General features: G+C 62.7%; 11 protein-coding genes. 8 read left to right on the top strand and 3 right to left on the bottom strand.

All coding sequences use genetic code 11. The annotated features are described in order from the left end of the window. Positions 1-65: 65 nt before the first annotated feature. Together KHO33_RS00555 and KHO33_RS00550 are read right to left on the bottom strand one after the other, a co-directional pair. On the bottom strand, positions 66-1,394 hold the full coding sequence (locus KHO33_RS00555; protein WP_200562138.1) for a uracil-xanthine permease family protein: 1,329 nt from the start codon (positions 1,392-1,394) through the stop codon (positions 66-68). 30 nt (positions 1,395-1,424) lie between these two features. After that, a complete protein-coding gene (locus tag KHO33_RS00550) occupies positions 1,425-2,540 on the bottom strand; it encodes an aryl-sulfate sulfotransferase (RefSeq protein WP_200562140.1) in 1,116 nt (371 codons plus the stop codon). Between the two features lie 104 nt (positions 2,541-2,644). Here KHO33_RS00550 and KHO33_RS00545 point away from each other — a divergent pair, with 104 nt between their 5' ends. Next, positions 2,645-3,601, top strand: a complete 957-nt coding sequence (locus KHO33_RS00545; protein WP_200562142.1) for a LysR family transcriptional regulator — start codon at positions 2,645-2,647, stop codon at positions 3,599-3,601. A gap of 15 nt (positions 3,602-3,616) precedes the next feature. Here the strand turns inward: KHO33_RS00545 and KHO33_RS00540 are convergent, their stop codons facing one another. Further along, a complete protein-coding gene (locus tag KHO33_RS00540) occupies positions 3,617-5,773 on the bottom strand; it encodes a tetratricopeptide repeat protein (RefSeq protein WP_200562144.1) in 2,157 nt (718 codons plus the stop codon). 272 nt (positions 5,774-6,045) lie between these two features. Between KHO33_RS00540 and KHO33_RS00535 the strand changes: the two genes are divergently transcribed. From KHO33_RS00535 to KHO33_RS00505, 7 genes are all read left to right on the top strand, one after another. Further along, on the top strand, positions 6,046-6,447 hold the full coding sequence (locus tag KHO33_RS00535; RefSeq protein WP_200562146.1) for a DUF2946 domain-containing protein: 402 nt from the start codon (positions 6,046-6,048) through the stop codon (positions 6,445-6,447). Positions 6,448-6,529: 82 nt separating this feature from the next. Further along, the gene (locus KHO33_RS00530; protein WP_200562148.1) at positions 6,530-8,914 is read left to right on the top strand and encodes a TonB-dependent receptor; all 2,385 of its coding nucleotides are present in this window, start codon (positions 6,530-6,532) and stop codon (positions 8,912-8,914) included. 99 nt (positions 8,915-9,013) lie between these two features. Then, positions 9,014-10,498 (top strand): PepSY-associated TM helix domain-containing protein, encoded by a 1,485-nt coding sequence (locus KHO33_RS00525; RefSeq protein ID WP_200562150.1) that lies wholly within the window; start codon positions 9,014-9,016, stop codon positions 10,496-10,498. Positions 10,499-10,534: 36 nt separating this feature from the next. Beyond that, on the top strand, positions 10,535-10,984 hold the full coding sequence (locus KHO33_RS00520) for a copper chaperone PCu(A)C (protein WP_054038941.1): 450 nt from the start codon (positions 10,535-10,537) through the stop codon (positions 10,982-10,984). A 158-nt stretch (positions 10,985-11,142) separates the two neighbouring features. Further along, positions 11,143-11,406, top strand: a complete 264-nt coding sequence (locus KHO33_RS00515) for a BufA1 family periplasmic bufferin-type metallophore (protein WP_054038944.1) — start codon at positions 11,143-11,145, stop codon at positions 11,404-11,406. Between the two features lie 37 nt (positions 11,407-11,443). Then, the gene (gene bufB / locus KHO33_RS00510) at positions 11,444-12,340 is read left to right on the top strand and encodes an MNIO family bufferin maturase (protein ID WP_200562152.1); all 897 of its coding nucleotides are present in this window, start codon (positions 11,444-11,446) and stop codon (positions 12,338-12,340) included. Next, positions 12,312-13,187: an HvfC/BufC N-terminal domain-containing protein gene (locus KHO33_RS00505; RefSeq protein WP_234480413.1), complete on the top strand. Its 876-nt coding sequence runs from the start codon at positions 12,312-12,314 to the stop codon at positions 13,185-13,187. The genes bufB and KHO33_RS00505 overlap by 29 nt, the downstream gene beginning before the upstream one ends. The last annotated feature ends 7 nt before the right edge of the window (positions 13,188-13,194 follow it).

Genomic DNA, 13,194 nt, shown 5'->3' with positions numbered 1-13,194 from the left:
GTGTTGGTTGAAGCGTTGGAGGGAGAACTGCGTGGCCGTGCGTTAGAAGTTAAAGCCCGAGTTCGTCAGGTTGGTTGGATCTTTTCCGCGTGCCTTACATGCCATACGCCGAAAACCAGATTGACGACGATTGCGGTGAGCGTCCCCGCCGCCATGCCGTTACCCAATACGATCTGCACATAGCCCGGAAACGATGCGTAGACGTTGGGGACCAGAATCGGTATCAGCCCCGCGACGAGCGCGGCGGCGAGCGTGTACTGATTGCCGCGTGCATGCAGGTCGACCTTGCCGAGCAAATTGACGCCCATCACGCCGATCATCGCGAACACGATCAGCGCGGTGCCGCCGACAACCGGTGCGGGAATGGCATAAGCGAAGCGGCCGAGCGGCGCGAACAGCGCGATGACCATCAGCATCGCACCTGCCGTCGCGGTCACGTAGCGCGAGCGCACCCCGGTGGTCTGCACGACGCCGATGTTCTCCGCGCTCGTGATGATGAGCGAGGTGCCCAGCAGCGAGCCGAGCAGCGACGCTACCGCGTCGCCGCGAATGGTCCTCGGCACATCGCGGCGCATGTCGATCTTCCGGCCGGTGATCTCGCCGACGGCAACTGTCTGCCCCGTTGCCTCGGCCATCGAGATCACGCTGAAGATCAGCATCGGCAGCGCGGCGAGTACGTCGAAACGCGGCATGCCGAAAGGCAGCAAAACCGGCAGCGTGAAGAGCGGACCGCCCCACATGCCGCCTGCGGGCATCAGTCCCATTGCCCAGCCAGCACACGTGCCCATCGCAAGGCCGATCAGCACGGCAAGCCGCCCCGCCGTGCCCTTGAAGATACGCGCCACAGCCAGCGTGGCCATGATCGTGAGCAACGCAAGGCCGAGCGACTGCGGCCGAGCGAAACCAGGCGTGCCCGGCTGGCCGACGATGATACCAGCGTAAATCTTGATGAGGCTCACTGAGACAAGCAGCAGCATCGTTCCCACCACCACACGCGGGAAAAACCGCAGGCAGCGCGCGAATACCGGCAGGACGAGCCAGTAGAACAGGCTGGTGAGAATCGCCGCGCCCGCGGCGGTGCGCAGATCCGCCTGCGTGGCGATGACGGCGAATAGCATGGCGGGCGCGCCGCCCGGCACCATCACGAAGGGCAGCCGTGCTCCGATCGACCCGGCCCCGAGCGATTGCAGCAGCGTGCCGGCGCCACAGGCAAAGAAGGTCGCGCCGATCAGTTGCACGGTCATGTCCGACGAAAGCGACAGCATCCTCGACACCAGAAAAACTGCGGTGACGGGCGAAGCCGCCATCGACAGGACATGCTGCAAGCCGAACAGCGCGAGTTGCCACGCGGGCAGGCGCGCGTCGACGCTATGTGTGGCTGGGTCTGGATTCACGTTACCCCCGAGGGATCGAAAACGCGGCGTTCAGGCGCGTAGCCACGGCAATTGCTCGCGGCTGTAGCGGAAGGTCTGGAAGACGCTGTTCAACTGGCCAGGGCCGGTTTTGCGCGCCGCTTCGTCCGGGTACTGGTCGAACCAGGGAATCACGTATTCCCACACCACTTCTTTTGCGGGCGTCACTTCGAAAAGCCGGCCCGTTGCCGACTCGGTGATGTGCGTATTGCCATTCGCGAGTCGCTGCGCGTTGCCCATGAAAGCGCTGTAGAACGCATTCACCATGTCGTCTGCGTAAGACCACACCACCTCGTTGTTCGACGGATCGATCTCGAGCACGCGCGAGAAAGCCACGTGCGCGCCGCTACGGAAATTGCCGTTGTCGAACGTAAGAATGTTGCCGTTGGCGAGCGCCACAGGTGCGTGCTGATGCGACACCACGCTCGGCGGAATGTGCATCGTCACGCCGCCGGTCTTGCGATCGACGGCGATGATGCCCGACGTGGTGCGTAGGCTCATCAACACGTCGCCCTTCGCATTCACGCCGAGCCCGTTCACGAGCGGCCAGTGATACCGACCGAAGCCCGACGCGATCGGAAAGTCTTCAGGTTTGAGGTGTTCCCACGCCTTCCATTCCCACACCAGCTCGCCCGCGCGATTCACTTCGCGGATCACATCGCCGTACATGACTTCTTCGGGACCGTGCGCCGTGCCGCCCGGCACGCGCTCGGCAAATCCCGCCGGCACGGGTGCGCACGCGGCGTAAAGCAGATTGCCGTTGGCGAGCCACTGCGCGTCATGATGATGTGCCGGATCTTCGTAATGCCAGACCACCTCGCCCTCAGGCGTGACTTCGGAGAAATCACCGCCGTGCCACATCGACCATGGCCCGTAGCGGTTTTCCGATTTTTCATGGTTGCCGTTGTAGCCGAGATTGCCGTTGGGAAGAATCACGGCGTGGCGGCCGGCCCGCACCGGCATCTTCCACTCGTGCACGACTGCGCCCTCGATATCGATGAGATAGACGCGACCACCCGCCGTTTGCGGAGCAATCAGCGTATACCCGCCGAATGAAACCCTGGGGTCGTGAGCGATGAGGCCGACGCCGCGGCGGCGCTGGGTAATTTGATCGACTGTCGTGGTCACGGTTCGCTCCGTTAAGATGATGAAGCGAAATCTAGGCTATCCGTTCCGTCAATAAAATCTGATTATTCTTAACGGGCCGTATGGAAAAACTATACGGTCGATTTATGCGTCCAATATCGCAGACATTCCGCTGTTTCGACGAGGTGGTGAGGCGCGGCTCGATCCGCAAAGCGGCCGAATCGCTGCACCTGACCGCGGCCGCCGTGCACCAGCAGATCCTCAATCTGGAGGAGCAGGTCGGCTCGCCGCTCTTCGACCGGTTGCCGCGTGGTATGCAACTCACCACGGCTGGCGAGATCATCATTGCTGCGGTGCGGCGCGGACAGCGCGATTTCGACAACGCGATGACGCAGGTGGAAGACCTGCGTTCGTTGCGCCGCGGGCATATCAACCTCGCGGTGTCGCCTTCGTCGGCCGAGCAGTTGGTGCCCGAAGCCATTCAGGCGGCCATGAAAAGCTATCCGGGGGTGACGTACAGCGTGCGCTCAGGCAACGGCGAGAGCATTCTGAAGTGGGTGGAGACCGGCGAGGCCGACATCGGTTATGGCCTGCGTCGCAAGCCGCCGCCGGGCGTGGTGGAAGTGCGCGCCTTCTCGCAGCACCTCGGGCTCGTCACGCCGCCGGGGCATCCGCTGACGAAGCTCGGCAAGCGTCCACGGCTGCGCGACTGCCTCGACTACCCGCTTATCCTCATGACACCGGATACGGAGTTGCGAGCCATGGTGGATCAGATCGACCACCGCGAGCAACGCAAGGCGCGTCCGCTGGTGGAAACGAGTTCGGTTTCGATGGTGCGCCGGCTCGTTGCCGACGGTGTCGGGATCGGCTTCCTGATTGCGGAGAATGTGGCGGAAGACGTGACGCTACGCAAGCTTGCATGGACTGCGCTTGCCGATGCCGGAGCGAAGTCGTTCAGTTGCCTTTATCAACGCTCCGATCTGACCACGACCGTCGCGATGAGCATGTTCCTGCAGTTCCTCGGCCACGCGATCGAGGCGACCGAGAGCCAGTTCCACGCTTCAACGCAATCGGGCCGCAAGCGTGCGCAGCGGGTCAAGTGAGGAATCCGGAGGAGTTCAGAGTTCGGTAGCACGCTCAACGGCAAACCGCTCCACACACGCCTGCCGCACTCTCTCAACCGTCACGGCCCAGTCTTCGCCCACTGCCCGGCGGAATAGCCGCAGCGTGTGCGGATACCACGGCGAATCGTTGCGCTCGTGCATCCAGCGCCAGTCGATGTCTTTCTCCGGCAGCATCACCCAGCACGGCTTGCCCAGCGAAGCTGCCAGGTGCGCCATGGACGTATCCACGCAGATCACCAGATCGAGTTGTTCGATGATTGCGGCGCTGTCTGCGAAATCGTTCACCGCCGAGCCGAGATCGAGCAGCGGTTGACCGGCGGGCGGGTTTTGCGCCTCGTCCTCGCCCTGACCTTTTTGCAGACTCACGAAGCTCAGGCCCGGCACGCTCCAGAGAGGCGCAAGCGTGGCCAGCGTGGGGATCGAGCGGTTTGCATCGTTATGGTGTTTCGCATTGCCTTTCCAGACCAACCCGACCTTGCGGCTGGGCGGCAGGGTCTCGAGCATCGGCCGCCACTTTTCGACGAGCGACGGCTCGGCCGCGAGACGGACCGGGCGCGGAATCGTGTCCACCGCCGTACGCAAGTGCAGCGGCGCGCTCAACAGGCTCGTCCAGCAGTCGTATGTCGAGGCGGCTACACGGGCCAACGCCGTATCGTGATCGAGCACGGCATCCACGCCGTCCACCGTAGCCATCAGGCGGTGCAAGGCAGGCTGGCACGCAAAGGCGATATGCGCGGCCCCTTGCGCCTTGAGCAGGGCGAAATAGCGGCTGAATTGGACCATGTCGCCGAGCCCGTCTTCCTGCCAGACCAGCAAGGACTTGTCGGCGAGCGAGTCGCCTTGCCACTGCGGACAGCTCAACATGGAGCGCGTCTTGTGATGCACGAAACCCGGCTGGTCGTAGCGGCACTCGTACAAGCGCCAGCCCTCTTCATAGCGGCCCATGCTGAGCACCAGCACAGCCAGACCGAACCTGGCATCGCCGTAATCAGGGCGTAAAGCGAGCGCCCGAAGATAAGCGGCTTCGGCTTCCGGCAGCCGCTTCAGTTGCGCCAGCGCGGCCCCGACGTTGTAGTGAGCCTCGGCGAGATCAGGACAAAGCGCGAGCGCTTGTGCGAAGGCGTCGACCGCCTCCGGTAAACGGTCGAGCTGACGAAGCACGCAGCCCAGGTTGTTGTGCGCGTGAACGATGTCGGGCCGACAGCGAATCGCTTCCCGGTAAGCCATTTCGGCCTCGGGTAGACGCTCCAGGCTGGTTAGCGCGAGGCCGAGGTTGTAGTGCGCCTCGGCATAGTCCGGGCGATGCGCGATTGCCTCCCGATACGCCGCTTCAGCCTCGGGCAGACGCTTGAGATCGGCCAGCACTGCACCGAGGTTGAGGTGAGCCTCCGCGTAATCCGGGCGAATCGCCAGCGCGAGCCGGCAGGCCAGTTCGGCCTCGGGCAGACGATACGTCGCCTTCAGCACGCCGCCGAGGTTATTGAGCGCTTCGGGATACTGGGGCTTGATGGTCAGCGCCTGCCGGTAGGCGGCGTCCGCATCGGCGACGCGACCAAGTTCCATCAGCACGTTGCCCAGGTTGTTATGCGCCTCGGCGTGTTCCGGCAGCCCGATCAGCGCCTCGCGATAGGCCCCTTCCGCCTCATGCAGGCGGCGCAGTTCGTGCAATACGATGGCCCGGTTGTAGTGCGCCTCTGCGTAGTCGGGGCGGATCGTCACCGCCTGACGATACGACGCCTCGGCCTCTTCCCGGTAGCCCATCCCGTAGAGCACGGTTCCGAGATTGTTGTGCGCGTCGGCCTGGCCGGGACGCAGCGCGACCAGTTGCCGATAGACCGCCTTGGCCGCCGACAGGCGGCCGTGCGATTTGAGCAGCATGCCGAGACTGCTGTACACCTCGGCATAGTCGGGTTTGGCACGCAGACACTGGCGCCAATAGGTTTCCGCGTCGGACAGATTGCCCATGCCGTACCAGCAGGCGCCCGCAATATTCAACGCGTCGGCCCGCGCGTCTTCCGCCACCTCGTCGTGCGGGTCGAGGATCGGCTCCACCAACGACCAGGCATCGGCGAATTGCCCGTTTTTGCAGAGCAATGCCGCCTGTTGATTGATGTCGGCTATCGAGGATGCGCTCGTCTGCGTGGCGGTCATGAGTCGTGGTAACGGGTTGCGGCGGCCGGGCCGGGTCAATCGTGTTTTGCACGCCCTGTCCGGCGTTTCACGTATCTGCGCGGCCGCGCAGGGGGACGAAGCGCCGACAGGGAAAGCGGAACATTTACCACACAGATTAAGCGAAACGCTCGGACTGTAACGCCCCGAAATGAGCCGGTTTCGGCCTTCTAATCCAACGCTATAGACGGAATCACAGGAGAAAAGACCGCGCGGCAGTGCTAGAATCGCCCGCGTCTTTACGTTCACCACCAATGACTCCACGCTCCCATAACCGCATGACCGCATGGCTTGGCCTGATCGCCATGTGGCTTGTCGTGTTCGCGCCGGTCGTGAGTCAGATGCTGGTGTCGAACCGCACGAACGAGCCCTTCGCGGCGCTCTGTTCCGCGCTACAGCCGGCCAATCAGAGCCTGGTGAGCCATTCCACGCAGGCCAACCCGGCACCCGTCCACCTCAGCCACGACGACGCCTTCGGCGCATGCGGCTACTGCCATCTGCTGCAGCATCACGTCGCCATGCCGAGCGTCGCGGCCGTCGAACCGCCGCCCGCGCTCGCGCTTGCCGGCACCGTGCCGCCCGCCCTCTCCACCCGCTTCACGCCGCTCGGCGCGTTCCCGTCCGGACGCCCAAGAGGCCCGCCCGCCGTTTCCTGATCGCTGTTGTTCCTGATCGCGCATTTGCCGCACCCGTTGAGGGGGCGCGCGATCGCCTGTTCAATGCATCAAGGAAACGTTCATGCTCAACTTCGCTCTGCGAAGGCTGCCCCTTTGCGTCCGCCGCGGCGCCCGGCGCATTCCGTCCGGCCGGCGGCCGCTGTCGTATTTCCCGGCTTATTTTTCTGCGTTAGTTCCGGCCCTCGCGCCGGCATTTATCGCCTCCCCGGCTCACGCGGATAGCGCGCCTGCCGACGCCACGCTGCCTGCCGTCAGCGTCACCGCCAGTGCCAATTCCGTCGCCACCCCGCGCGCCGTCGACCCTAACCTGCCGGCCTCGGTCGAAACCGTGACGCGCGAACAGTTCGACAACTGGAACGTCGTCAATACCGAAGACGTGTTGAAGTACATGCCGAACCTTGCCGTGCGCAAGCGTTTTATCGGCGATCTGAACTCGATCATCGCCGTACGCGGCACCAGCAATACGCAGAGCGCACGCGGTCTCGTCTATGCGGACGGCCTGCTGCTCAGCAATCTGCTCGGCAACAGTTATTCGTTTCCACCGCGCTGGTCGATGGTGTTTCCCGACGAGATCCAGCAGGTCGACGTGATCTACGGGCCGTTTTCTGCGCTCTATCCAGGCAACTCTTTGGGCGCCACGGTGCTCATCAGCACCCGCATGCCGAAGCAGTTCGAAGCCGACGCGGACGTCAAAGCCTTCACCCAGCACTTCAGCCTGTTCGGCGTGAATCAGAATTTCAACGGCAGCGAGGCGAGCGCTTCGATCGGTGATCAGATCGGGAAGTTCTCGTATCGCCTAGGTGTGAATCACCTTGAGAACACGAGCCAGCCGCTGCAATTCGCCACGCTCGCCAAGTCGAGTACGCCCGCGAAGGCCGGCGACACACCGGTGACTGGCGCGTACTTCTACAACAACCAGACCAACACGCCGACAGCAGTGCTCGGTGTGAACGGCGAGGGGATCGAACACACGGTGCAGGACCAGTTCAAGCTGAAGATGCAGTACGACTTCACGCCGACACTGCAGGCCGCCTTCACACTCGGCTACTGGCACCAGACCTATAACAGCGCGACGTCGAGTTTCCTGCGCGACGCGAACGGCAATCCGGTATACAGCGGCAAGGTCGCGATCGGCGGCTACGAGTACACGATTCCAGCGGCCGCCCTCGCCCCGAGCCTCGGCTACAGCGAGAACTGGTTATACGGGCTCACGCTGAAAACCCGCAACGCCACCGGCTGGAATGGCGAAGCGATCGCTTCGTACTACGACGTCAGCAACAGCGTGGCGCGCACCGCGAATTCGGGCGCGCCGGGCAACGGCCCCGGCACGGTGATCTTCGGCGACGGCACCGGCTGGAAAACGCTCGATCTGCGCACCACCTACACACCCGTCACGCCGCAAGCGGGCCTGACGAGTCATGCGCTGAGCTTCGGCTATCACTACGACAACTATTTCCTCGACAACGAGAGCTACAACACGCTGAACTGGCGCGATGGCGCGGCGACCTCGTTTGCCAATGCATTCAAGGGCAAGACGCAGACCCAGGCGCTGTACGCCCAGGATGCCTGGCACTTTCTGCCGCGCTGGAAGTTGGTCTACGGCGTACGGTACGAAGACTGGCAAGCCTACGGCGGCTCGCAGGCACTGTCTGGCAAGGTCTTTCCGTATAGCGACGCGAACCAGCATCACTTTTCGCCGAAGGCCTCGTTGTCGTTCGATGTCACTGACGATCTCACTTTGCGTGCTTCCATCGGCCGCGCCTATCGGTTTCCGACGGTGGGCGAGATGTTCCAGGGGCAAATCAACGGCTCGTCGGTCATCAACAACAATCCGAATCTGAAGCCCGAAGACGACCTCTCGAAGGAGTTGACCGCTGAATGGGCGCACTGGAACGGCGTGTTCCGCTTCTCGCTGTTTCAGGACGACGTGAAGAACACGATCTTCAGTCAGACCGATACGACTGTGATTCCGAACGTGACGAATTTCCAGAACATCGGCAAGGTGCGCTCGCGTGGCGTCGAAACGAGCTACTCGGGACAGGATGTATTCGTACGCGGTCTCGATCTGCTGGCGAGCGTGGCGTACACGCAGTCGAAGATCATCGCGAATGCACAGAACCCGGCCACTGTCGGCAAGTACTTCTATCGGATTCCGCTGTGGCGCGCGAATCTCGCCGCGACGTATCACATCGACGAACGCGCGGCGATCACGCTCGCCGCGCGCTACTCCGGCCGTGAATACAACACGCTCACCAATACCGACACGAATCCCGATGTATTCGGCGGCACTAGTTCGTACACGGTGGCGGACGCGAAATTCACGTTCAAGCCGACCAAGCTGAGTGAAGTCGGTATCGGCGTCGACAACCTGTTCGACGCACGCTACTTCGTCTATCACCCGTATCCGGGCCGCACGTTTTACGTCGAAGCGAAGTTGCGTATGTGAACACGCGATTGGCATGCGCGGTTTGCGCTCACGAGTTGCAAACCATCGCATGCGTCGCTGCGCAAACCGATCGACCCATTTTTGCTTCAGGAGGATTGAATGTCCACCACCACCGCTCAACGCGCGACCTCGGCAACAGGCGCAGTGAATGCCGGCTACCGGACGCTCTGGCGCTGGCACTTTTACGCGGGACTCTTTGTGATGCCGTTTCTGGTCGTGCTTGCGATCACCGGCACGTTGTATTGCTTCCAGCCGCAAATCGAGCCGCTGCTTTACCCGCACCGTCTGATCGTCGAACCGCAAGCAACGCCTAGGCTGACAGAAGACGCCTTGCTCGCCAAAGCCCGCGCGGCGATGCCGGCCGATGCGCGCGCGGTGACGGCGCCCATCGCGAGCGCACCGAACCGCAGCACCGAGTTCATCTTTCGCCTTGCCGATGGCGAGAAGCAGAGCGTCTATCTGAACCCGTATAGCGGCGAAGTATTGGGCACGCTGAACGTCGAGCACCGCTTCATGCAGGTCGACCGTATGCTTCACCGCAAGCTGCTGCTCGGCAAGCCAGGCGAACTGCTGATGGAGCTGGCCGCGTGCTGGACGCTGGTGATGATCGGCACCGGCGTCGCACTCTGGTGGCCGCGCGAGAAGACCACCGCTCGCGCAGCGCTGGTGCCGCGTTTCTCGCTGCAAGGACGCGCGCTTTGGAAGAATCTTCACGCCGTAATGGGTATCTGGCTCGCGCTCGGTGCGCTCATCTTCGTGCTGAGCGGTCTGCCGTGGACAGGCTCGTGGGGTAAGCAGTTCAAGGCGCTCGCGACCGCCGCCAATCTTGGCGCGCCGCCGGGTTCGTGGGGTGGCTTGCCGTTGCGTTCTGCCCTGCCAGGCGTGCGTGCTGATAAGCATGCGGGTACTGCGGACACAAACGCTGGAATGCAACCGGACCATGCCGCGCACCAGGCGAACATGGACTCGATGCCGGGCATGGTGATGGACGATCTGCCGTTGCCGCTCACGCCATGGGCCGTCGGCAACACGCCGGTGCCGCAATCCGCCGATGCAAACGCGGCGCAAGCGCTGCCGCTCGAACGCATCGTCGCCCTCGTCGCATCGCTCGGTGTCCAGAGCGGCTACGACATCGTGTTACCCGCCTCCGCTACGGGCGTCTACACCGTCTCGTACTTTCCCGCCGACCCGAAAGACGAGCGCACTCTGTACATCGACCAATACAGCGGCACGGTGCTGAAAGACATCCGCTACGGCGACTACGGCACGGTGTCGAAAGCCGTCTCGTACGGCACCTCGTTGCATATGGGCCGCTATTTCGGCGTCGCCAATCAGATTCTCTGCGCCGCGATTTCGCTCGGGCTTGCGGGAATGGCCGTGACCGGCTGCGTGATGTGGTGGAAGCGTCGGCCGCAGCGCTCGCTCGGCGCACCCACGCGCGAACGTGCCGCGCCGCCGATGCGTGGCTGGAAAACCGGCCTCGTTCTGCTCGGCATCGTCTTTCCGTTGATGGGCGCCACGCTGCTCGCCGTGTGGCTTGCCGATCGCACGATTTTTGGCCGCGCCACGCGGCAAGCTGCTTAACGCTTTATTTCCGCCGTTAAAACCAAGGAACACGTCATGAAGACATCACGCAAACTTCTCCTCGCTGTCTTGCTGTGCGGATCATCCATTCAGGCCTTCGCCGGAGCCGCGGCAACCGTGAGCGTATCGGACTGCTGGATCCGCGCCTTGCCGGGGGATCTGCCATCGGGTGGTTATTTCAAGGCCAACAATACAGGAGATCAACCGGTCAATCTCACCGGTATCAGCACTGAAGCTTTCGGCATGGCCATGCTGCATCAGACGCAAAGCCAGGGCAGTACATCTTCGATGGCGATGGTCCATCAGGTGGCGGTGCCCGCACACGGCTCGCTCGTCTTTGCACCGGGCAACTATCACGTGATGCTGGAGCAGCCGAAACAGCCGCTCAAGATCGGCACGACGATCCCGCTGACGTTCTCGTTCAGCGACGGCGAGAAAGTCACCGCCTCCTGTGCCGTGAAAAGCGCGAGTACGATGAGCCAGTAACATGCCGGATAATTAATGCGGCAGGTTTAAAATCGGCTTACACATGGCCCGGCGCTGCGAATCAGGCGCACCGTCTCAGCCCCGAAGCAGCCCATGGCGAAGCGACAGTTGAAATGATGCGGCGGGCGATCCACCGCCGCTTACTCAGGAGAAGCAAATTGAACTCGAAACTTAGCCGGCCGGCATTGATCGCCGCGGCCCTCGCGGGACTCGCGGCCACCGGCATCAGTGCCGCGCATGCGGACGAGAAGGTTCAGTGCTTTGGCATCGCCAAGGCCGGTCAGAACGACTGCGCGAGCAAGACCGGTGTGCACGGCTGCGCAGGTGAGGCCAAGGTCGACAACGACAAAGGCGACTTCAAGACCGTGCCGAAAGGAACCTGCCAGAAGATGGGCGGCACGATCGACGAACAGCATTCCTGACGCCAATGCGGCGACCCTGTGCGAGTCGAAGCCCGTGATGCATCCCCTCGTCCCTTCTGCTTGCGCGCCGCCCGGCATCGGTATCGGGTTGCGCCATGCCCATTACCGCGACTTCCTCAGCGCTACGCCGGCGGTCGACTGGGTCGAGGTGCACAGTGAAAACTATTTCGGCGACGGCGGCTTCGACCTGCACGTTCTCGCCGCCGTGCGACGCGACCTGCCTGTCAGTTTGCACGGGGTCGGTCTCGGCCTTGGCTCTGCGAGGCCACTCGACGAAGTACACGTTGCGAAGCTCAAACGTCTGATCGAGCGGATCGAGCCCGCTGTCGTCTCCGAACATCTTTGCTGGGGCGCGACATCCGCCGGTCATCTGAACGATCTTTTGCCGATGCCCCTGACTGAGGCAGCGCTTGCGCTCCTCGCTTCGCGTGTCAGCGAATTGCAGGACGCGCTCGGCCGGCCCGTTCTACTGGAAAACGTCTCCACCTACGTTCGATTCCGCGACGATCAGTACGGCGAGACGGCGTTCCTTGCCGAACTCGCGTCACGCACGGGTTGCGGCGTATTGCTCGACGTGAACAACCTGTATGTGAACCAATGCAATCATGGAGAGGACGCCGTCGCGGCCATGAACGCGCTGGCGATCGGCACGATTGGCGAGATTCATCTTGCGGGTCATCGCGTGACGGACGTTGCCGTCATCGACGATCACGGCTCACGTGTCACCGACGAAGTCTGGGCGCTCTATGAATACGCACTAAAGCGGTTCGGCACGGTACCGGCGCTGATCGAGTGGGATACCGATGTACCGGCGTTGAGTGTCTTGCTCGACGAAGCGGGTCGCGCCCGTGATATCCAGAAAGCCGTTCATGCCAGGCGATCAGCCCCCACCCCTTCGACTCAGCATGACGCCGACGATGCGCACGCCGCTTGAGTCACTGCAGCGCATGTTTGCCGAATCGCTGGAAGGCGAACAGCGGCCTGTGCTTTCGCAACTGCAATACACGAGGCGCGGAGTCGATCACGTGCTAAGCCGCGCTGAGAGCCCTGCATGCGTCGCTGAACAAACACCATGCTTCAGCGGTAACGACAATGGCAACGAGTTCGCGGACAATCTGCGCCAGCGCGTCGACCTCTATCGGAGCAGCATTCGCGCCAACCGGCGAACTGCACTCGCGAGCGCCTATCCGGTCTTGTTGGCGCTAGTCGGTGAAGCCTACTTCGATGCGCTGACATTGGCTTACGGAGAGGCCCATCCGTCACAGAGCGGCGACCTCAATCGTTTCGGCGCAGCGCTACCGGCTTTCGTCGAAACCTACGAACAGGCCCCCCGTTTCCGCTATTTCGCCGACCTCGCGCGTCTCGAGTGGTCGCTGCATCTGGCCTACTTTGCCGCGGACGCCAACGTGCTTACGCAAGCGGAATGGGCTGCCATCCGCCCCGAAGTTTTACTCGAAGCGAAACTGGCCGTGCATCCCGCCTGCGCGCTCATCTCGTCACGCTATGCGATCGCCGATATCTGGACAGCGCATCAGCCGGGTGGCTCCTTTCCGGCCGACCTCGAATCACCGACCTACGCACTGATTGTGCGACCGCAATGGCGGCCGCAGATACTCGTTCAATGTGCCGCCGCGCATGCGGCTTTCGATGCGTTGCAACGCGGAGCGACGCTCAATGAAGCGCTCGACTCGGCATTTGCAATGGATGCCGAATTCAATTTCACGTCGCAATGGCGCGCGTGGATTGCGGCCTCGGCGATTACAGGCCTCCGACCCTTTTAAGCAGATC

The sequence above is a fragment of the Paraburkholderia nemoris genome (assembly GCF_905221015.1).
In the GTDB taxonomy this organism is placed as follows: Bacteria; Pseudomonadota; Gammaproteobacteria; order Burkholderiales; family Burkholderiaceae; genus Paraburkholderia; species Paraburkholderia nemoris.
The sequence above is the reverse complement of the archived record's forward strand: the minus strand, read 5'-3'. Positions and strand labels throughout refer to the sequence as shown.

Coding starts and splice junctions, on each gene's coding strand:
- KHO33_RS00530 (WP_200562148.1), top strand. CDS start 6,530: ATGCTCAACTTCGCTCTGCGAAGGCTGCCCCTTTGCGTCCGCCGCGGC.
- bufB (WP_200562152.1), top strand. CDS start 11,444: ATGCATCCCCTCGTCCCTTCTGCTTGCGCGCCGCCCGGCATCGGTATC.
- KHO33_RS00505 (WP_234480413.1), top strand. CDS start 12,312: ATGACGCCGACGATGCGCACGCCGCTTGAGTCACTGCAGCGCATGTTT.
- KHO33_RS00520 (WP_054038941.1), top strand. CDS start 10,535: ATGAAGACATCACGCAAACTTCTCCTCGCTGTCTTGCTGTGCGGATCA.
- KHO33_RS00545 (WP_200562142.1), top strand. CDS start 2,645: ATGCGTCCAATATCGCAGACATTCCGCTGTTTCGACGAGGTGGTGAGG.
- KHO33_RS00535 (WP_200562146.1), top strand. CDS start 6,046: ATGACTCCACGCTCCCATAACCGCATGACCGCATGGCTTGGCCTGATC.
- KHO33_RS00525 (WP_200562150.1), top strand. CDS start 9,014: ATGTCCACCACCACCGCTCAACGCGCGACCTCGGCAACAGGCGCAGTG.
- KHO33_RS00540 (WP_200562144.1), bottom strand. CDS start 5,773: ATGACCGCCACGCAGACGAGCGCATCCTCGATAGCCGACATCAATCAA.